The 21,219-nt window shown below is 62.2% G+C and carries 14 protein-coding genes and 1 pseudogene; 4 read left to right on the top strand and 11 right to left on the bottom strand.

Annotated elements, in window-relative coordinates; translation table 11 throughout:
• Positions 1 to 317: 317 nt before the first annotated feature.
• The 3 genes from JQ624_RS36790 to JQ624_RS36780 form a co-directional block, all read right to left on the bottom strand.
• Positions 318 to 1,751 carry a 1-acyl-sn-glycerol-3-phosphate acyltransferase gene (locus tag JQ624_RS36790; RefSeq protein WP_212423765.1) on the bottom strand — a complete coding sequence of 478 codons (1,434 nt, stop codon included), beginning with the start codon at positions 1,749 to 1,751 and terminating at the stop codon, positions 318 to 320.
• Positions 1,752 to 3,397: 1,646 nt separating this feature from the next.
• Positions 3,398 to 4,372: an alpha/beta fold hydrolase gene (locus JQ624_RS36785; protein WP_212423764.1), complete on the bottom strand. Its 975-nt coding sequence runs from the start codon at positions 4,370 to 4,372 to the stop codon at positions 3,398 to 3,400.
• Between the two features lie 80 nt (positions 4,373 to 4,452).
• Positions 4,453 to 5,637 carry a CaiB/BaiF CoA-transferase family protein gene (locus JQ624_RS36780; protein WP_212423763.1) on the bottom strand — a complete coding sequence of 395 codons (1,185 nt, stop codon included), beginning with the start codon at positions 5,635 to 5,637 and terminating at the stop codon, positions 4,453 to 4,455.
• Between the two features lie 108 nt (positions 5,638 to 5,745).
• Here JQ624_RS36780 and JQ624_RS36775 point away from each other — a divergent pair, with 108 nt between their 5' ends.
• Both JQ624_RS36775 and JQ624_RS36770 read left to right on the top strand, forming a co-directional pair.
• Positions 5,746 to 6,675, top strand: a complete 930-nt coding sequence (locus JQ624_RS36775) for a dihydrodipicolinate synthase family protein (protein ID WP_212423762.1) — start codon at positions 5,746 to 5,748, stop codon at positions 6,673 to 6,675.
• An 85-nt stretch (positions 6,676 to 6,760) separates the two neighbouring features.
• On the top strand, positions 6,761 to 6,952 hold the full coding sequence (locus JQ624_RS36770; protein ID WP_212423761.1) for a hypothetical protein: 192 nt from the start codon (positions 6,761 to 6,763) through the stop codon (positions 6,950 to 6,952).
• Positions 6,953 to 6,961: 9 nt separating this feature from the next.
• Here the strand turns inward: JQ624_RS36770 and JQ624_RS36765 are convergent, their stop codons facing one another.
• The 8 genes from JQ624_RS36765 to JQ624_RS36730 form a co-directional block, all read right to left on the bottom strand.
• Positions 6,962 to 7,645, bottom strand: a complete 684-nt coding sequence (locus JQ624_RS36765; protein WP_312014560.1) for an endonuclease/exonuclease/phosphatase family protein — start codon at positions 7,643 to 7,645, stop codon at positions 6,962 to 6,964.
• Positions 7,642 to 9,759 (bottom strand): VTT domain-containing protein, encoded by a 2,118-nt coding sequence (locus JQ624_RS36760; RefSeq protein ID WP_249130361.1) that lies wholly within the window; start codon positions 9,757 to 9,759, stop codon positions 7,642 to 7,644. Before JQ624_RS36760 ends, JQ624_RS36765 begins: the two co-directional genes overlap by 4 nt.
• Before the next feature lie 554 nt (positions 9,760 to 10,313).
• Positions 10,314 to 11,876, bottom strand: coding sequence for a GNAT family N-acetyltransferase (locus JQ624_RS36755; protein ID WP_212423760.1), 1,563 nt, complete (start codon positions 11,874 to 11,876; stop codon positions 10,314 to 10,316).
• A 45-nt stretch (positions 11,877 to 11,921) separates the two neighbouring features.
• Positions 11,922 to 13,286, bottom strand: coding sequence for an HlyD family type I secretion periplasmic adaptor subunit (locus JQ624_RS36750; RefSeq protein ID WP_212423759.1), 1,365 nt, complete (start codon positions 13,284 to 13,286; stop codon positions 11,922 to 11,924).
• A gap of 41 nt (positions 13,287 to 13,327) precedes the next feature.
• Entirely contained in the window at positions 13,328 to 15,520 is a 2,193-nt protein-coding gene (locus tag JQ624_RS36745) for a type I secretion system permease/ATPase (protein ID WP_249130360.1), read from the bottom strand.
• 49 nt (positions 15,521 to 15,569) lie between these two features.
• Positions 15,570 to 17,501, bottom strand: a complete 1,932-nt coding sequence (locus JQ624_RS36740; RefSeq protein ID WP_212423758.1) for a hypothetical protein — start codon at positions 17,499 to 17,501, stop codon at positions 15,570 to 15,572.
• Between the two features lie 111 nt (positions 17,502 to 17,612).
• Positions 17,613 to 18,410, bottom strand: a complete 798-nt coding sequence (locus tag JQ624_RS36735) for a hypothetical protein (RefSeq protein ID WP_212423757.1) — start codon at positions 18,408 to 18,410, stop codon at positions 17,613 to 17,615.
• 300 nt (positions 18,411 to 18,710) lie between these two features.
• Positions 18,711 to 19,298, bottom strand: coding sequence for a hypothetical protein (locus tag JQ624_RS36730; protein ID WP_212423756.1), 588 nt, complete (start codon positions 19,296 to 19,298; stop codon positions 18,711 to 18,713).
• A 347-nt stretch (positions 19,299 to 19,645) separates the two neighbouring features.
• Here JQ624_RS36730 and JQ624_RS36725 point away from each other — a divergent pair, with 347 nt between their 5' ends.
• Both JQ624_RS36725 and JQ624_RS36720 read left to right on the top strand, forming a co-directional pair.
• Positions 19,646 to 20,521, top strand: coding sequence for a response regulator transcription factor (locus JQ624_RS36725; RefSeq protein ID WP_249130359.1), 876 nt, complete (start codon positions 19,646 to 19,648; stop codon positions 20,519 to 20,521).
• A 342-nt stretch (positions 20,522 to 20,863) separates the two neighbouring features.
• A pseudogene (locus tag JQ624_RS36720) lies at positions 20,864 to 21,219 on the top strand (acetyl-CoA C-acetyltransferase); the annotation flags it as partial.

The following is a 21,219-nucleotide window of genomic DNA, read 5'->3' as shown; positions in this document are numbered from 1 at the left end:
CATCGGAACGAAACAGCCACTGCGAGCGCAGCGCGCTCCACGACAACAACCAGGAGCAACACATGCCCTGATCAATCTTTCCCCTTGACAACCACAACCCCATACAAGCCCGGATGAGCGGAGCGATATCCGGGACGGTGTTGGAGTGGCCCCGGATGTCGCTCCGCTCATCCGGGCTACGGATTCTAGGGCACCGTTCCCTCCACGTCATTGCGAGCGAAGCGAAGCAATCCATCGCGCGGCAAGTGGGGACATGGATTGCTTCGCTTCGCTTCGCTCGCAATGACGGTGGATAGAGTTTCGCGTTCTCGCGGCGCTCACCCCGTCCGCGGTTCCCTGCCCTTGAACAGATGGACGATCGCGTTCGCGTAGTACTGCAACAGCACAAGCTCTTTCGGGTTGGCGCGGTAGGTGTCGTCGGCCTCAATCACCAGATGGCGCAGCGTCAGCATCCGCAAGCCGACGGAGATGGCGTAATCGCGGTCGGCGCGCGGGATGTGAACATAGCTTCCGAGCCGTTCGAGGTCGCCGATCAAGGTTGAAACGCAGCCCTTGATTTCGAACAAGGTCAGCGGTTGGTCACCTGCCTCCAGCATGATGGTTGCGACCAGCGAGACCGGCAGCGCCGGCACCACACGGCCAACGGCCTCCATCAACTCGTTGCCGAGCCTTTCAATCTCGATGCGGCGCGGCTCCGGCGCGAGAACGCGGAAGTCGATCTTCCTTGCCTCGACATAGTTTCGCAGCGACACCGGCACGCCAAAACTCACGCAGGTATATCCGAAGCGATACCACTCGCCGCGCATTGCCATCCAGACGTGGCGGAAAAAATGGCGCGCAAGGGTCGCCGCGTTGAAGCCGAACACCGGCTTCTTCCCCGGCTCGGCATTGGCCACAGAGGTCAACATGCGGTCTTCCAGCACGCGGTCGTAGTTGACGGCGACCGGGATGAACACCACGTCGCGCGGGCCGAGCGGATCGAAGCCCGCCACCATGTAACTCAACAGCCCGAATTTCGGCGGACGCAGCTTGCCGTCGCGGCTGAGCCCGCCCTCCGGGAAAATCGCCTGCGTGACACCCGCTGCGGTCGCCATGTGAACATAGCGCGAAAGCACCTTGCGATAGAGCGCCTCGCCGGAATCGCGCGCGATGAAATAGGCTCCCATCGAGCGGATCAAATTGCTGAGGCCCCAGACCTTGGCCCATTCCCCGACGGCGTAGCTCAGCGCCGACGAAGTAGAAGCGACATAGGTCACCAGCACGTAATCCATGTTCGAGCGATGATTGATGACGAAGATCACCGACGAGGCCGGATCGACGGCGGCCAGCGCCTCGTCGTTGCGGACGCCGATCCGCACCCGGTACAACATATGGGAAACCGCCCGTGCGATCCGGGTGCCTACGCGAAAATAGGCATAAGCGCTGAACGCCGGAACAATCTCACGGGCGTAGCGCCTCACCTTTTCCATCGCGACTTCGTTCGGCACGCCGGTTTGGAGCGAATATTCCTCGGCCGCCCGTAGCACTTCGGGGTCGAACACCAGACGATCGATCAGCACCTGACGCTTGGTCAGCTTGAAGGGCTGAATGCGGAGCTTGAGTCTGGTGTTGAGTTCCTCGATGGCACGATTGGCGCGGCGACGCAGCGCCCAGCGCACGCTGGGAATCATGATGCGATCCAGCGCCGCCAGGATCGCGAGAACAGCCATCACGACGACGACCCAGAGCGGCAAGCTTACCTGCGAGCCCATGCAAAACCCCGATCCCGCGACGCCGCGCGCCGCCGCTCCGCGACGTCACGATACGGTCTGGAACTCCACCATGACAAGCGTCCCAGCCTCGAGACCGGCCGATTTCCGGCGGTCAGCCGGTCTGTTCGCAACCGCGATATCCACGATGTTCGCTCGAACTAGGCCGTGGACTCATTCTCGGATGCACGCCTCCACGAAAGGCTCCAGCAGATCGGGGTTCGATATGGGCAGCTGAAGAACGAGCTTGGGTGCATAGGTCCTATTTGTGCGTTCTTTGTTATCGTTCGCATTAGGGACGCAGAAGAACGCAGCTGGTTTCAATCCAAATGGAGTGCATGGAGTGCATGTAGTTCTCTTCGCCGACGACCTCGCCTACGTGTAGCTCCAGAAGTCCGTTATCGATGCCCGCTATTGGAAAGACGCGGTTCACGCAAGCTTCAAACAATGCCTGTGTGCCCATTCCAGACGGAAGCGATCCCGGCACAGCAACTACTTCGACTCGATCCCCGATCTTCATGCTGCACCATTCAGCCCGCGCCAGTTGGAGGATTTTCTATATCAAGCAAGCAGGCGATGTCTCCTGTTGGCGGCACAAAGCCAACATGGCCGCCGGCGCTGCCGCTTCCAGGAGCAAGGCGGACTTGGCGCTGCCGGCATTGCTGGGCTGGCGCGCCGCGAATTTCTGCCAGCGCGGGGATTGATCGTAAGAAATATCCACATCGGAAAGCCCCGTGCCCGTCGAGGCGTTCTTTGGCCGCCCGTCGCGCTTGTCAGCGGTCTGTTCGCAGCCGATGCAACCCGGGCAGCGGCGTTGGTGCTTGATACATCAAACACTCAACTAATCCCTACAACGACCACGCATGTTCACCAGCGTTCCGGCTTCCAGGTCACATCCACAGCGTCTCGAGGCGCGTTGCGCCAGGCAATTATTGCTTGCGCGCCCCGACGAGATACATGCCCTTGGCTGCGGTACAGGGGGCTGGATTGAGCCAACGCGGTTTTCTCGCCGGAGCGCGCACACAAGAGAGCTCCTGTGGTTTGCGATGTTATGAAAACTGAGCCGTTCGGAAAGCCAGCAGTCTGGATGTACCAATTTTGGTAGTACTGGGTTGCTGTCAGAACCGATCCGGTTCAGGTTCGTGGCTAGGGAGCAAGCCCGATCCCGATGCCGATCCCGATAATCGCCAGCGATATGACGATCACCAGCACGTCAATCGTCAGCCATGTGGGTATGCGCTTTGCAGGTTGGGTCATAGCGTGTCCCTCCGCAGCCACGTTATGTACCGGAAGAGCGCAGGTGGCTGTGAACGAGTTCACATGTTTGAACAACCGCGGCCAGCATCACCGCCCTGTTACCGGACATCCTGAGCCTAACCGGCGATGTCCGTTTACACGGGTGAACGGAACGCGTGGTGTTATCTATTGAGAGCACCGTGCTGATCGCCACTAGCTAGCTCTCAGTAGCGAGTCGGAAGCCGCGCTGGTTTCGTGCCGCAGGTTGACGAGCACGCGCGGGCTTCATGCGGCGCAAACCACATCCCGGGCCAAAAAAGCGCAGGCAATGTGGCAGCCACGAGTCTGTTAGTGGCCCATTGCGTCATTCGCTGCTACGCGGCAACTGCGTCGGTTTAGGAGCAGAGCGGACATCAACTTCGGTGCGTCACGCCATCGGCTAATGAGTCCACGCCCTGGCCCGGCATGAAGGCGTCGAACGCAGCCAAGAGCTGCGTGCGATAGCGGTCGTCTTCCTGCAGGATTTCGTGCTTCGCGCCCGCAATCACGCGATGCGATCCCGCCGGCAAAAGCCCGGCAAACGCCGCGATGGCAGGGCCCGATACGATGGTGTCGCCGCCCGCCGCGAGCATCAGGACCGGCTGGCGAATCCGGCCGGCAAACTCGCGCGAACGAAACTCGCTCATCGCCGCAAAGGCCGCGTCGAGCCACGCGACCGTCGGCGACGCAATTCCGAGCGTCGGATCGGCCTCCAGGATCGCCGCGTTGCGGGCATAGCGGCGCGGGTCCGAGGTCAGGGAATTGCCGGGAAAGCCCGTCGACTTGATCAGGTCGATGTTGCCGCCAGGAATAAGCCGCTCGCCCATTCCGGCCACGCGCAGCATGAGCATCAGGCCGCGCATCGGCAGCGACGCGCGCGGAGGCGGCAGGTCTATCATCGGCGCGCAGAGCACGAAGCGCTCGAACAATTCGAAGCCGGCATGTGCGACGCGCAGCATGACCGCGCCGCCCATCGAATGGGCCAGCGCAAAATAGGGCGGCGGACAATCCGGCAGCACGACCTGCTTGACGAAGGCCGCCACGTCGATCTCGTACTCCGAAAAGCCCTGGACATGGCCCTTGAGCGGATTATGCAGCCGGCGCGAGGAATGCCCCTGCCCCCGCCAGTCGATCATTGCCACCGCGTAGCCGCGCTGGCGCAGATCCCGCACCGTTTCGAAATACTTCTCGATGTACTCGCCGCGCCCGGTGAAGACGCAGACGGTGCCCCTGCCGCCCGCCGGCGCGGTCCAGCGCGCAAAGCGCAACGTGGTGCCGTCCGGCGTCTGGATCGTTCCGGCAAGCGCACCCTCTGGAACGGGATTGGCCGGTATCGACAGCAGCGTCATGGCGCGGGCGACCGGGCTGCGGTTTGGCGAAGAGCCACCCGACGGCAGAGAACAAGACGCCAGGTCATCGGCCGCTGCATCTAGATGATCCCATCTCTCCGGAGCGCGGCGATCGCATCTGCATCGTAGCCGATATCGGCCAGCACGCGGTCAGTGTGCTCGCCGAGCGTCGGCGGGCGCGACACGATTTCGCCCGGCGTCTCCGAAAGCCGTACCGCGGCGCGCGCCGTCGGCGCCGGGTTCGGCAGGCCCGGATAATCGACGTCCTGCATGAAGCCGGTGGCGCGGATATGCGGATGCTCCAGCGCCTGTTGCGGACTTAAGACCGGTCCGGCCGGTATCATCGCTCTTCCGAGCGTATCGACTGCTTCCTGCGTGGTGCGCTCGGCGCACCAGCGCGCCATCCGTTCACTGATAACAGGACCGTTGTCGCCACGCTTGAGGTCGTCGGCGAAACGCGGATCCTTCAGCCAGTGATCCTCGCCCATCAATCTGGCCCAGCGGATGAACAGCGGGTGTCCCGTGACCTGGCACAGCACCCAGCCGTCGCTGGTGCGGTAGATATCGGCGGGCGCCGCGGTCTGGCCGAGATTGCCGGTCGGAACGCGATTGGCTGATATCACCGCCTGCTCGATCAGCGTGGCGTTGGTGAAGGAGAGTGCAGTCGCCAGCAGCGCGCCTTCGACAATCTGGCCGCGCCCGGATTTGCCGCGCTCGATCAGGGCGGCGAGCGTGCCGAACGCACAATGCAGCGCGGTGCCGAAATCGACCCAGTTCACCGCCGCCCGGTACGGCGGATCGCCTTTGCCCGTCATGTAGACCGCGCCCGACATCACCTGCCCGACGCCGTCAAAGCCGACGCGGTCGGACCACGGACCCGGCCCGCCGAAAGCGGTCGCGGTCGTCAGGATGATGTCCGGCTTGATCGCCTTCAGCGAGTCATAATCGAGCTTCATCGCCCGCAGCGTCTGCGGCGGCAGATTGGCGACGACGACGTCGGCGGTGGCGACCAGCCGGCGCATCACCTCCTGCCCTTCCGGCTTCATCGGATCAAGCGTGATGCACTTCTTGTTGCGGTTGACCTGCAGGAACAGCGCGCCCTCGCCGCCTTCGCCGACCGGCGCCACGAAACGATCCTCGCTGCCGTCGCGTTTCTCCACGCGAATGACTTCCGCACCGAATTCCGCCAGCAATGTCGCGCAATAAGGCCCCGCGATATAGCGCCCGAAATCGAGGACGCGAACGCCCTCCAGAACTCCCCCCATCGATCTTTCCTTGTTCTTGCTGCTCGATTGCGCCGAGCCTTCTATCATGTTGATGAATGCATTGGACAGCCATACAATCACTGATCCTGTTCGAACGGAACATCCAGAATGACCCTGACTGCACAACGGCCCTATCGCGGTGTTTTCCCTGTTGCGCCGACCATCTTCGACGACCGTGGAGAGCTCGATCTTGCGGGGCAACGCCGCTGTATCGATTTCATGATCGACGCCGGCTCCAACGGCCTCTGCATTCTGGCCAATTTCTCCGAGCAGTTCGTGCTGACCGATGCCGAGCGCGAACAGGTGATGCACGCGGTGCTGGAGCATGTCGCCGGCCGGGTGCCGGTGATCGTGACGACGACGCATTTCGGGTCGCGGATCTGCGCCGAACGCAGCCGCCAGGCCCAGGACGCGGGCGCTGCGATGGTGATGATCATGCCGCCCTATCACGGCGCCACGTTCCGCGTGCCCGAGAAGGGCATTTTCGACTTCTATCGCACCGTGTCTGACGCCATCGACATCCCCATCATGATCCAGGATGCGCCGGTTGCCGGCACACCGCTTTCGGTCGACCTTTTGGCCCGCATGGCGCGGGAAATTCCGAACATCAGCTATTTCAAGATCGAGGTGCCGATGGCGGCGGCGAAGCTGCGCGACCTCATCGCAGCCGGCGGCGACAGCATCGAAGGTCCCTGGGACGGCGAGGAAGCCATCACCCTGATGGCCGACCTCGATGCGGGCGCGACCGGCGCCATGACGGGGGGCGGCTACCCGGACGGCATCAGGCAGATCATCGATCCCTATCTCGCGGGGCGCCGGGCGGAAGCGATGGCGGCCTATGCGCGCTGGCTGCCGCTGATCAATTACGAAAACCGCCAGTGCGGCTTGCAGGCTGCCAAGATATTGATGAAGGAAGGCGGCGTGATCGGCTCGGAAGCGGTTCGTCATCCCCTGCAAAAGGTTCACCCGGCGGCGCGCGCGGGCCTCGTTGAAATCGCCCGCCAGCTCGATCCCGTGGTGTTGCGCTGGGGACGGTGATAACGCCTTCATGACGGCTGGAAGCAAAAGCTCACGGAGACGGAACCTTCGCTTCGATCAAACGTAAAAATCGGGGAGGAGCGACATGACCGAACAACAGACCTTTGCCTTGCTGCTGGGCGAGGCGGCGATGGCCGTTTGGGGCAATATGCCGCGCGACATTCAGGAAGCGCTGTTCGAGACCGCGATGCGCGAGCGCGAGGACCTGCGCCATGGCCTCGCCTGCCTGCTGCACGAGCGGCATCCCAGGACGCAGCATCCGGCCAAGCCCGCCTGACCAAGGCCTCTATTCCGGAAACGCGACATCCGCGATCACGGGAAGATGGTCCGAATACGCACGCGCCTTGCGGTCGGTCCAGGCCGAACGGATCGTCAAATCGCGCGAGGCATAGATCCGGTCCAGCCGCATCATCGGCAATCGGGAGGGAAACGTCCGCAAGCGCGTTCGGACCGGGCAGATCCGCGCCAGCACTCCCCTCACCGACTTCACCCAGAACCAGTCATTGAAATCGCCGAGCACGAGCGTTCGCGTCGGCTGCACCAGATCGACCAGGGCATGCGCCTGCGCGTGCCTTTCATGAATGCTCAAGCCGAGGTGCGTGGCTATGACCCTGACCTCCCCGTGATCAGACAAGATGCGCGCGGCAATGGCGCGGCGCGGCTCGCGTTCCTGATAGGAGACGTCGGAAATTTGCGGCGGTTCGGCGAACGGCCAGCGGCTCAACAGCACCTGTCCATAGTCGCCGTCCTCGGTGACGATCGATCTTGCATCGACGCTGTGGTCGCCGACGGCCTTTGCCAGCAGGGCAAAGGGATCATCGGTTCTTCCACGCGAATCGACCTCCTGCAGCGCCACGACATCAGGCGACCAGTGGCGGATGATGGAACAAACGCCGTCCAGGTCGAAACCCGGATTGAGGTGGAAGATGCCGTGAACGTTCCACGTCATGATGCGAAGCGTAGCCGTCACGGTCGTCGTCCCGCCATCCAGGTCACCAGGAACTGCACGCCCAGGCACAGCGCGATCCAGGCTGCGATCGCCAGCGCCAGCAGCACCGCATTCGTCCACGAAGCATTTCTGGCCAGATCCGCGATCTGCGCGCCGAGGGCGGCCATCACCGCGATCCCCGGCGCCATGCCGAGCACAGTGCCGAGCAGAAAATCGCGCAGGCTCAGCTTGCTCGCGCCCGCCACCACGTTCACGATCGAGAACGGGGCGATCGGTACCATCCGGATCATGGCGACCGCGACGACTCCCTTGCCGATGATGCGGCTCTGAACCCGCGCGGCCCGACGCCCGAACAACTGCTGCAAGCGCGCCTGGCCCAGCACGCGGCCGATCGAAAACAGCGTGAGCGCGCTGAGCAGCACGCCGGCGCCAGCGCTGAAGAAGCCCAGCCACGGCCCCAGCGCCGCTGCCGTGGCGGCGATCAAGACCAGCACCGGAAACACCACGAGCCCGCCGACGACGAAGGCGGCCATCGCCAGCAGCGGCGCGAATTGCCACCGCACGGGTTGCGAAATCAGCGAGGAGACAAAGCCGACGTCGGTGAAATCGTGCAACGATGTGTACTGCCAGGCCAAGGCGAGGCCGGCGAGCGCCGCAGCCAGGCCGGATACCGCCAAAATGGTTCTTGCCGTCCACATGTGATTGGCGGCACGGTCGAGATGAAGGGGCTCTCGAGGGTCGGCGACGGGCTGCACGACGGTTGCCATGCGGCCGGCTGACGCGGCCGGGTCGATCGGCTGCAGTGATTTCGCGCCGCCTGCGTCCGGCAGGCGGTCGAGGAAGCCAAACAAATCGGCTTCGTTGCTTGCGATGTCCCGTTCGTCGACGCCGCAGAAATGCCCGATCAGGCTGCGGCGAAGCCCGGCGATATATTTCCGGTGCGCCTCTGACGTCGCCTCGAAGGCGAGATCGCATTCGGTGTCCGCCCCCATCGAGCGATTGTTGAGGTTGGCCGAACCGACGCGCAGGATGCGATCGTCGACGATCATCACCTTGCTGTGCACCATGACGGCTATGGCCTGCTCCCCATCCCGCGTCGATGGATAGAGAAAGCGAACCCGGTCCATGACATCAGCCACCACGAATTGTTCGATGAATCCGCCGCGCCCGCTCTGCATGGCCTGCGATTCAAACCAGGACGAATGCATCTTCGGCGTGACGATCAGAACACGAAGCTGCGGCACGTCGAGCATCCGCTGCGCCAGCAGGCGCGCGATGTCGGTGGCGCTGGTGAACTGGTTCTCGATGTAGATGAAGCGGTCGGCCGCGTTGATGGAGGCCTCGAACAGCCGTGCGACCTCGTTCACGCCAGGATCGTTTGCGGTGGTTATCTCGGTCCGGGCGATGCCCGCTGTCATTCCGCGGGATTGCACCGGCACCGAGGCCGGCCAGCGCTCGCCCGTGACGTCAGCGCTTGTTTCGACCGTGCAGCCGGCGGCGCGCCACCTGCTCTCCGCTATTTTCGTCAGACTGGCCGCCGCTTCGCCATCCACCATGCACTGCACATCGTGAAATGGCGGATAGGGCTTGCCGTCAGGATCGGTCCGCAGCGGATGATGGGCTTCGTGCTCACTGGTGTCCCAGCGCCTTATCGTGAGGTCGAGGCCGCCGACGAAGGCAAGCGCGCCGTCAATGACCACGATCTTCTGGTGCTGCGCTGACCCTAAGGGAAGGCTGGAGTCGAAACAGAAACGAAACCGGTCCGGCGCTTCCGAGGTGAATTTGGCGGCTGAATTCCACTCTCGCTCCGCCGCGTAGAGAGCCGGGAAATTCCAGCTCAGGATGTTGATCCGCAACCCGGGCTTCGCCTTCAGGAGCGCTTTCAAAAACGCGCCGAGTTCTTCCGGATAACCATCATCGGCATGCCCGGACGGCCCGACAAAGCGGGTCAGGCTGTGGATGTCCCAGCCGATGATGTAGACCTGCCGCGTCGCCAGCAGCAGCGCTTCCCGCAAAGCGGCGAAATACGCAGCCGCGTCATTGAGAATTGCCAGCCGCCCTGCCTTGCACCTTCTCCAGACGGTGTCGCCCGGGATGAGGATGGATGAGCTTTGCAGCAGGCGGCACCTCGGCAAGACATGGCATCTGAGCGCGGGACTACGATCGCAGGCCCGCCTGTTGAGCAAACGTTTGGCAGGCAAGACCGTTCCTGCATCCAGGGCTGTTTGCGCCCCGGAATTTCTCGGAAAATCCAGTCAAACTAGCGGCGGTCCCGGCTGGGGGGCCCTTCCTTCCCGGCCACAGGCTCGATGTAGGTGCTGTGCAACGAGGTTGCCGACCTGAAGCCGTCGAACATGATGCGAACGGTGCTGCGATAGCGTCCCGTGCCAATGACGACCCCTTCCCTGCCGGCGAGATTTGGGCAGCGCACCGCGCCGAGTGCGCTCATCCTGATGCGAGTCTGTGGAGACAGCCGGTCTTCGGACGGCTCTGCAGGCGATCGCGACGAACCGAGAACCATTGCACGGCTCATCTATTCGGCTGGCGCTGAAAAACGTTCGGCGCCGAATGCCGGCTGCGAGCCGCACCTCCAGAAAACGGGCGCCTGTCGCTTCTGTTCATCGTGACCATCATGCCCGCTCCTTCCCCGCCATGTCCTTGCCAGCAAGGCAGTTCCGGCAAACCCGCGCTACGCCGAGACCGAGTGTTCGCCGACGCTCTGCCGGTCCGGCGTGGGCCGCCAATCGCGCCACTTCCGGACCGACGGGGCGCTCGCCGGTTCGATCGCGGCCAGCAGCGCGGCGTTGATTTCCGCCATCCGCCCGAGCTTGGCCATGCACTTGGCAACCGCGACGAAACCGTCCGGCAGATCCGGTTGCAACCGCATGAATTCGAGATGCTGGCGTAACGCCTCTTCGTACTGACCGAGACTTTCGCAGACCTGCCCCAGACACTGCCACGCCTTGGCTGCGTCGGGCCGAACCGTCGTCAGGATCCGGAACAGCCGCTTGGCCGCGGCAAAATCACCCTTCGCCGCCAGCAACTGGCCCAGCCGGTGCAACGCGTCGGCGTGCTTCGGCTCAACCTCCAAAATCCGGCGGTAGCCGATCTCCGCATCGGCCGACTGTCCCTTGCGGTGAAGTTCGGTCGCCTGTTGCAGCAGGTCGGGGATGCACCTGACGTCGATCCGGCCGCCCAGATTCCTGCCACTCCTGGTTTCCAGAACGATGGAGTGGATCTTGCGCTCCTTGCAACCGAACGAATATTTGTACGGCTCGTTGCCGCGCAGGAAGTCGTATTCGACGAACCCGTGCTCGATGGCGTGACGAATGCTGTAGGCATGCAGGACCATGCCCGCCGGCGGCCCCTCGAACGTTTCGTCACGTCCGGTCATGTAGAACGAGAACGTCCGCTTGCGCGGCTCCACCAGGGTCGCCAGCGCCGCGACCGGCCGGTCGCCATGCCAGAAGGTCGGCAGGTACACCAGACCGGACTGGAAACTGCGCGTCAGCATGGTGCCGTTGGTGCGGATCAGGCTATCGATCCGATCCGCCTTTCGCGCGCGCCATTTCTTGTCCCAAAATCCCAGCAGGGTCTTGAGGTCCCGATCGAACGTCTCTGATGTGGCGACGGTTATTCGATATTCACTGGACGCTTCGACCTGCTTCAGGAGACGGCGGATCTTCTGCCGCGTGTTGGTGCTGAGCGCGTCGAGATAATCGTTCCAGTCCTTCGGCAGCGTGGCATAGGGGCAGAGACTGTTGTCGATTCCATCGCTCTTGATGATCTTGTCGACCTTGGTCGAATGGAAACTTGCCTTCGGGAAGCAGGCGGTCAGCAGCCGCCACCGCCGCTCGGATATTCTGACATTGTCGAGATGGAGCCGCGCCCAGTTCATCTGCCTGATGGTGCGGGCAAAGGCCGGAATGGCCTTGTTCTCCGCCTCCAACCTGCAGACGATGCCGGTATAGTCGGCGCCGAAATTGCCTGCCATCCGGATGTCGCCGAAAACGTCGGATTTCTCGATCGTGGTCTGCAGCCGCAACGGAAAGAATCCGACATAAGGCAGATCGGCGGCGTCACGCTCTTTCGCCGCCAGGATGAACCATGGTCCCGGGATGCAGGACAGCCAGCCGCCGAGCCATTTCCATGACAGGTAAATCTGCGCTTCGTCGTCGGCGTCGTAGACGGCGTTCCAGTTGTCCTCGAGCTTGGCCAGCGACGGCAACGTCTCGATGATGTCGATATGCACGGCGGACACCTTTCCAAAGCTGCGTGTTAACTGCTCATTGAACGCCTAGCGCTCCCGGAATGCGCGCATCATGCTGTCGTGAATCGGGCGCACGATGTACTGGAAGAACGTCCGTTCCGACGTCTTGATGTAGACCTCGGCCGGCATGCCGGGCGTCGGGCTGAAGTTCGGCACATTCCTGCTCTCCTCGCTGTTGAGCTTGACGCGCACGATATAGATGTCGGTCGGTCCCACCTGCTGGGACTTCTTTTCATCCGCCAGCGTATCGGCCGACAGATAGATGACGTCGGCGGAGACCATCGGCGTGATGCGCTGGTTCAGCGCCGTCAGCCGCACCATCGCCGTCTGTCCGTGCTTGACGCTGTCGATGTCCTGCGGCCGCAATCGCGCCTCGATGATCAGTTCGTCCTTCAGCGGCAGCAGTTCCATGATGTTCTTGCCGGCCTCGACCACGCCGCCCCGCGTATGATAGCGAAGCTTCACCACCACGCCGCTCACCGGCGCCGTGACGCGGACCCGATCGAGGATACCCTTGGCGCTCAGCATCCGCTCGCGGACGTCGGCCAGTTCGCCGCGGATCTCGTGCATCTGCTCGACCGCGGTCTTGATCGCGGTCTTGCGCACGCCATTGATCTGCTCGAGCGCGCGGGCGATGCGTTCCTTGGCATCGCCGATGTCGCCCATGATGCGGCCGACCTCGCCTTCCAGATTGGCCTTCGACCGCTGCAGCACCATCAGTTCCGGCTTGCGCACCAGCCCGGCCTGCACCAGCTTGTCCTTGGTCACGATTTCCTCGTCGAGCAGAACGATCTGGCGGTGGACGGCATCGAGCTGCACCCGCGATCCCCGGATTCGCTCCTCCAGGGCGCTGATGCTCTCCTGGATACTCTTGACGTCGCTATTGAGATTGTTGCGGCGCGCCGTGAACGCCATCTGCTGGCTGTCCATGATTTCCTTCACCTCGGGCGAGTTGGCCAGCCACTGGACGACCTCGGCCGGCCACGTGACATCGTTTTCCTCCTTCATCTCGGCCTGCAGTCTTGCGTCGATGGCCGTCAGGCGGATGCGCCGCAGGAACAGCCGCTGCAGCTCCGCGCGCGCGGCGGTGTCGTCAAGCTCGAGCAAAATTTGTCCGGCTTCCACCGTGTCGCCTTCGCGCACGTAGATTTCGCGGATCATACCGCCCTCGAGATGCTGGACGATCTTGTTCTGTCCGGTAACGACGAACACGCCCGAGGCGACCACGGCGCCGGCGATCGGCGCCATGTTGCCCCAGACGCCGAAGCCCATCAGCACCACCGCCATGATCAGCGCACCGGCAACGGTTGGCAGCTTGGTCGATCGCGGCAGCGTATCGTACCAGGTGCCCTCTGCTGCCGCGGAGCGATCCGCAATTTTCCTGTTGGCCATCGCATAACCTCGTTGCTGTCAAACCCGGCCGACGCCCTCGATCAATTCAACGAAGGCGGATCGCCCGGCCCGGTCGGGATATTGGTCGGCTTGCGTCCGGTGATCATCGGAATGATCTCGTCACGGCTGCCGAAAGCCTGCACCGCGCCCTGATGCAGGATCATGATCTTGTCGACGCTCATCAGCAGCGCCGCGCGCTGGGTGATCGTCACCACCGTGATCTGCTTTTCCTTGGCGCGCAGCAGCGCCTTGGCGAGCGCCCGCTCGCCATTGGCGTCCAGATTCGAATTCGGTTCGTCGAGCACGATCAGGCGCGGGTTGCCGTAGAATGCGCGCGCCAGCCCGATCCGCTGCCGCTGGCCGCCCGACAGCGGGCTGCCGTCCATGCCGACAATGGTCTCGTACCCCTGGGCAAAGCTCGAAATCATCTCATGCACATCGGCGGTCTCGGCGGCGTCGAACACGTCCTCGTCGCGTGCGTCGTCACGCATGCGGCCGATGTTGGCCTTGATGGACGCCGGGAACAGTTGCACGTCCTGCGGCAGGTAGCCGACGCTCTCGCCGAACTGGCGTGGATCCCAGTTGCGCAGGTCCATCATGTCGAGCCTGACGCTGCCGGCCGTCGGAATGATCGATCCGACCAGCATGCGGGCCAGCATGGTTTTCCCGGTGCCCGAGTCACCCACGATGGCAAGCGATTCTCCGGGCTTCAATTGAAAGCTGATCCCGTTCAGGATCACCTTCTTGTTCGGCGGCGGCACGTAGAGAATGCGCTCGACATTGAGATATCCCGCGGGACGCGGCAGGCGGAGCCGCTCCAGGTTGAGCGGCGAGTTCACGAGCAGCGCCTTGACGCGGGCATAGGCCGAACGCGCCTGCACGAAGCTGCGCCAGCCTTCGATGGTGCCCTCCAGCGGCGCCAGCGCGCGGCTCGCGACGATCGAGGCCGCAATCACCATGCCGCTGGTGAGATGGGCCTCCAGCGCCAGCCATGCGCCCCACCCCAGGATGGCGATCTGGGTGCACAGCCGCAGGAACTTCGACAACCCCGTCATCAGGATGTTGCGATCCTGTCCGATCACCTGAGCCTTCAGCGATTCCACGGTTTCGCGGCCCCATACCTGGACGCCTTCCGGAATCATGCCCATCGCATTGATGACCTGGGCATTGCGGGCCATCGATTCCGCCTGCAGGTTTGCCCGCGTGCCGTAATTGTTGGCCTGGTTGAACGGGACCGCGGTGACCCGCTGGTTCAACAGCGCCACGATGACCAGCGCGACGCCAGACCCCAGCACGATGAACCCGAGATGCGGATGGATCAGGAACACCACGGCGAAATAGACCGGCGCCACCGGCGTATCGAACATCGTCAGCAACACCGGCCCGGTAATGAACGAGCGCAGGTGCTGCAGATCCGCCAATGTCTGAAATTCGCGGCTGGATCCGCTCTGCGCAGCCTTGGCGGCAGCGCTCAGGACGGGTCCGCCCAACCGGGCTTCGGTTTCGACCGCAACCCGCATCAGGATGATACGGCGCATCATGTCCATCAACACATGCGCTCCGATCGCGATGATCACGATGATGGTCAGCATCACCAGCGTGTCCGTGCTGCGGCTGGTCAGCACGCGATCGGACATGTTGAACAGGTAGATCGGAATGGCGAGTACCAGCAGGTTGACCGCCACCGAGAACAACCCCACGGTCACCACGTTGCGGCGGGCATTCGCCAGGCCGCTGCCGAGCACGTCCCTGAATTCATTATCGCTGGAACGCTTGTGCAGCGGCGGCGAGTTGCCACCACCGCCGCCGCCTCCACCGCCGCCGCCTGAAGAGCCGCCACCGTCCTTGTCACCTCCGGTGCGCAGCGGGGGAGCCGGGACCGCCTGCTCGATCACGACGGTGGACCCCGGCGGCGGGGTCTTGGCTTCCGTCTTGGCCTCAATCTTGGCCTTAGTCTTGGCTTCAGGCTTGGTTTCCGTCTTGGCCTGAGTCTTGGCCACCACCCGCAGGGATGGCTCGGCCGACGGCGGCTCGGCGGTCCTGGCTTCGGTCTTGGCTTCGGTCGGGCCACTCTTCTCGTCGGCGAATTTGACGAGCGAATCTTCGGCCCGCGAAGGCGGCGTATCAAACCACGGGCGAAGCGGAATTATCTTGGCCGTGCTCGCCGTTGCTTCGTCATGCTGACTTAGGCGCCCACTGCCGGCGCTGCCTGGACGATCATCCCAGCCCCACATTTCAATACTCTCCTACAACCTGCAATAAACAAAACACCAGCCGTTGCCGCTAATGCAGCACGCTCGCCATCGGGTCTGACTGCACCGAGTTGACGATCGCTGCCGGTGGCGGGCTCGCCGTGTCCTGAGGGTCATCGACGAAAGCAATGAGTTCGGTCACCAGTGCGTTGGTATCGGCGCTGACGGCGTCATCCGTAGCTGTCGGCATCAGGTTGGCCTGCACCAGAATGCAATCGGTGTAGATCTGGCCCTTGACGTATGTGACGTCAGGGTTGACATCGACGATCGCGGCGTCATTGGCCAATTCGTTGCCGCCGGTGATGACCGACTGCGTCACGGTCCCGTCCGGATCAAACGCCATCAGATCGGCCAATGGCTGATTCTGGAGCTGATACATCACGTTGACATCGGAGGTGATGTTGGTCTGCCAGATCGCATTGATGTCGTAATAGTCTCCAGTGATGTAGAGCACCTTCAGAGGGCCGCCATGGCCGATGAGGGCGCCGGCCAGTTCGGGATCGAGCGATGTCATGCCGGCGGCCAGCAGGCTTTCGATCAGCTCGAGGTTCCCGGGCAGCTCGCTGTCGGTATCGCCGCCATAGTTTGCAATCTCAGCTTCGTTCAACAGGCCGTTGTCGCCTGAACTCACCGATTGAGACGGGTCGGCGGCGCCGTCGGCCGACATCACGATGTTGTCGTCGTTCAACAGGATGTTGTTTTGAAAGATCACGTTCAGGCCGTGATAGCTGCCCTTGATGATGATCAGGTCGTATTGAATGCTGCCGTCATAGATCAGAGCCAGATTGCCCTGCTGATTGTGGCCACCGACGAGGTTGTAGTGGGAGCTGCTGCTGACCTGCGTTGCCACATCGTTGTCGGAGAGATAGTTGACCTGAGCCACCGCGTGAACGCTGTAATAGTTGCCGTCGACCACGTCGACGATCCAGTTCGGGCCTGCCGCGCGGGCCGGGAATTCGGTGTAGATGCTGGGATTCTCTGCGAAATCGGCGATGTTGGTCGCGACGTCCTCGGCGTTGGTCGGCGACGGCGCGTGGGCCCCGCCCGATACGCTGATATGGTCATGGTCGACGACGGTGTTGGTCTGGAAGATGGCATCGGTCTTGAAGTAATCTCCCATCACCACCATGGTGCGGGCAGCCTCGCCGATATCGACGATCAGTGCTGCGTTGATGCTGAAGTTGTTGCCCAAAGCGGCCCACTGGCCGATCCCGTCTCCGGTATCCGGCATCTTCTCCGGTTCGACGGGCGGCGCCGGTTCCGATGGCCGTTCCTGCAGCTCGCCGTTGACATAGTAGCCAGGGGTCACCGAGTGCGCATCCGCCGTGCCGCCGCGCTCGGCCCAGGCCGCGTCGTGACCAATCAGGAAATCCGTCGCGCCGCCATCGGTCTGCGGCATCTGCCAGTTGGCGGGAATCTGGGCGCTGGCATCGGCCGCCAATTGCTCGATGGTGGCCATCGCATCGATGTTGAGGCGTGCGATCAAAGGTTCAACCGCGACCAGGGCGTTCGCCGGTAGATTGACATCGTCATCATGCACTAAGTTGTACTGGTGAACCGTCAGTTGGGTCTGCTCGCCGCCATCCTGATATTTCACCCTGACGTGATGCTCGACACCGCCTCCGCCGCCGCCCACCGGTTTCGGCAGCGGCACGTTCGGCGCCGAAGAACGCGGAAAGAAATCGAAATCGTCGTCCTGTGGACCGTGCAACAGCTTGAGCGGGCGGCCCCGGACGAAATGGATCGGATCGTCCGGCATCAGTTCCGGCACCGGGCCTGCCGCGGTCTCCATGTCATCAGGCACAAAGCGATAATCGTAATGCGGCCGCAGCGTCGTGTAGTCGCCGGTCGGACGAGGTGCGAGGCTCTCATCATATGAGATGCGGTCGCGGGCGATGTCGTGGAAGATCTGCAAATATCCTGCGAAGTGAGAAATGATTTCAACGAAGCTCGCTGACGCCATGGGAACCTCCCGGGTCGCCGTAGACTGTATTGCCGGCGACTGCAGCGACTGAAATGGATTTGACTGGAAAAAAGACCCGCGCGGCTGACGCCGCGCGGGTCGAATGCAAAACTAGAACGTATCGCTGGAATCATCCAGGTCGTGACCCGCAACCTGCATGGTGATGCTGTTGAACTGAATGTTCGCACCCAGCGTGATGTTCTGATCGAAGGCGGACTGGTTGAGAACCGCATCGGCGCTGGAAGCAACGTTTGTCCGGTTGCCGATGTCGTCGGCGTCGATCTTGGACTCGCCGCCCCAGGCCTTGGCTTCCATGTCGAAGCCGGCGCCCGGGTATCCGCCGCCGCCGTTGTAGGTGGCATAAGAGCTGTTGGTGTCGTTATCGACCAGGTTGTTGACCTGATCAATATTGAACTGGTTGCCACCGCCGTTCAGCGTCTGGTTCACCACGTCGGGCATGACGACCGAGCCATGCGCGGTGAAGTCTTGGAGATCGATGACCGGGCTGCTCAGACCGTCGGCCCTCAGATCGAGGTCGACCTTCACGTCGACATCGACGTTGACCTTGTTGTCGACGGTATTTTCGATCTTGTTGTCGATGTCGTTGTCGACCTTGTTGTCGAGGGAGTTATCGACCTTGTTGTCGAGCTTGTTGTCGACCTCGTTCTCGTTCGAGTTCTTGTTATCGTTCTCGTTCTTATTGTCGTTGTCGTTCTCGCTCTTGGAATCCAGCGACTGCACGGCGAACTGCAATTGCCCCTGCCCCTGCCCCTGCCCCTGACCCTGCCCCTGGCCTTGACCCTGCAACTGGGCCTGGAGATTGGCCTGCGCCTGCAGCTGGTCCTGCTTCTGGTCCTGGTCCTGATCCTGATTGTTCCTGGGGTCGTGCTTCTTCTGTGGCTTACCCATGACAAGCTCCTTCGGTTGGAGCATCGCGGGCGGAACGAGATCGCTGATCTTCTAAGTCTGCGGTCTTCGAAGCGCGGCGGACGCTCTTTACGTCGGTTCTCCGACTGCCGGAACCTCGCCTTATTGCGGATGCCGGCTCGGTCAGAATGCCGCCATACGTTCGCCAACGACATGCACGCATAAGATGCATCGCCGTATCTTGCGATATCAACCCTCGACGCGATTGGCGCTCAGAACGATACAACTCTTGAATGAACAGTGGCCGGAGGAGAGATGACCGTCCGTCATCGCCGGCCTGTTTCAGGCCGCATCGAGCGGCACACTTTGCCGCTGCGCGCCGCAGACATGCGCTTCGAGGCGCGGCAGCAGATCCCAGATCTCGCGGTTGATTTTCGTCATTTCGTGCGTCGTCCGCAGCATCTCCTGCAGACGGCTTTCGTCCAGCGCCTTTATCTCTCCGAACCTCAGGCTCGACCGTGTTTCCATCAATCGCATCGACTGTGTGTGGGTGATGGCGCCCGAGGAATCAAAAATGAACATGCAGTGATTCAGCTCGTTGCGAACCTTGGTGGAGTCCGAGAAGCGTTCGACGAGCGCCTTCAGATTTTTCGACAGAGCCTTGTCGCTAACTCTGATCTTGGCCAGTCGCTGGATCAGATCGAGTCTCGCGCGGGTCGTATTCAATGTCGCGAACACGACAGCGGCGGAAGCCTCGTCGGTACGCAAAAGGATCATCAGCACGTAGATGAAAAGGCTTTCGTTGTTCGACCAGCTGCAGATCAGGTTTCCCATCAGGGCGAGAACGAATGTGCGGCGATCCGCCGAGGCGGGAGCCGCGGCGGCGAGCACCTCGAAGTCCGGCTTTGGAGGCAGCTTGCTGACAAACATGGCAATGCGTCCGCAGATGCAGGCCATTTGATCGTAGCGGCATCGTCGCCAAGGAAGTACATATCGAAAGATATATTAGCGAAGGTTGGGCGGGGGCTCTTCTGCAATCACTGCAAGAACAAAATGTCGCATTCTTGCTGCTATCTTGCTGCAGTTCCCTTGCTTCCGACGACTTCTTGTCACAGTCGCGCTTCTTGGCATTCTTTTGGAACAAGAGTAAACTTTTAAGCACAATTAAGATGCTAAGTGATCTGTTTCACAGCGGCCCAGAAGGGCTGCAAGCAATCTATCGATAGTCATAGGATGTAATGATCGATAGTCATAGGATGTAATGTAAGGGGCGCGTTATGTCGGTCCCATTCAAGAAGACGGTTTTCCTTGTAGACGCAATGGCCTTCCGACGAGCTCGCGCAGAGAGCTTCTTAAATCCGTGGGCCCGGAACGAAAGCGTCGAACTTATTTCGCTGGATCCTGACGAAGCCCACACAAGACTTGTCGAGCGCGCCGTATGCGACATGCTGATTTACAGCGTCGGCGCTCCCTCTCCCCACGAGGTCTTCGCCGAGATACAGGTATTGCATACGCTTCGCCGTGAGGCGGCGCTCGCCATCGTCTCCGACGATGAAAATCCCACCACCGTTCTCGCCGCGATCCGCTGCGGGGCCCAGGGTTACTTCAGCAATTCCATGGCGCCCGAGCTCGCGTTGCAGGCCCTTTCGTTCGTCCTCCACGGCGGCACTTATTTTCCGCCAACCGCCATCCTGGCCACCCAGACCTTCAACACACCGGCGCCCATCGAATACAGGCAGCCCGACCTTTCCCAGGAGCAATCGCTTCCGGCGCTTGAACAACAGACGCAAGCGCCGCCGCTCGGGCCTGAGGACGGCCTTTACGAGCAGCAAGCCTCCCTCTTCGACGACAAGGCGGTTAGTGTGCAGCGCGACAATGGCGCCAACGGCGCGCGGCAAGCGCCCGAGTTTACCGAGCGGCAATACGCCGTTCTCACTTGTCTCTGCCTAGGCGACCCCAACAAGGTGATCGGTCGCAAGCTCGGCATGACCGAAACGACCGTGAAAGTCCATGTCCGCGAAATCATGCGCAAGCTGGGCGTAAGCAACCGGACCCAGGTCGCAATCGCCGCGGCGCACATCTCCCCGGATGGCACCGTCGAACTGGTTCCCGCGGATTCACCCATGGCGGTCAGGCCGTTCATATCTCACTAGCGGTGAATTTTCTGTACTGCGTGCCGAGCGCCATTGCGCCAGCCGCGTTCGAGCAGGGATCATTGGTGTTAATCCTTTCGATGGCTCGATCCAGGGAAGAACGGCTACCGCGGAGGCTTCCGCACTCCCTCTTGTTCCCATGTCATCGCTCCTGCCGGGATTCACGGCAGGAACACAGATCCGAAAGGGCAGCCGGGCCGGGCGCCCCTAACGCGCGGCCGATGGCGCGCCTTCGGGGTTCTGTCAGGCGGCGCCTCGCTGCGGAAAGCTAGCAGCTTCCCATTGCAATCCCCTTATATATGATTATCGTCATATAATAGCGATCGAACTGGAGAACCCGCGATGCCCGCAAGCCCCGATCCCGTCGTCATCCTTTCCGCCGCCCGCACGCCGCTCGGCCGGTTCATGGGCGACTTGTCCCCCTTCAGCGCACACAGGCTCGGTGCGCACGTGATCGGCGCCGCGCTGGCGCGGGCACAACTCGCGCCGGAGCGCGTTGAGGAGGTCATCATGGGGAACGTGCTGCCGGCCGGACAGGGCCAGGCCCCGGCGCGACAGGCCGCGCGCGGCGCCGGACTGCCCGACGCGACCGGCGCCACCACCGTCAACAAGGTCTGCGGTTCCGGCATGAAGGCGACCATGCTGGCCCACGACATCATCAATGCGGGCTCGGCCGCGATCGTGCTGTCCGGCGGCAT

The organism is Bradyrhizobium sp. AUGA SZCCT0283, from assembly GCF_018130385.1.
Classification (GTDB): Bacteria; Pseudomonadota; Alphaproteobacteria; order Rhizobiales; family Xanthobacteraceae; genus Bradyrhizobium.
The sequence above is the reverse complement of the archived record's forward strand: the minus strand, read 5'-3'. Positions and strand labels throughout refer to the sequence as shown.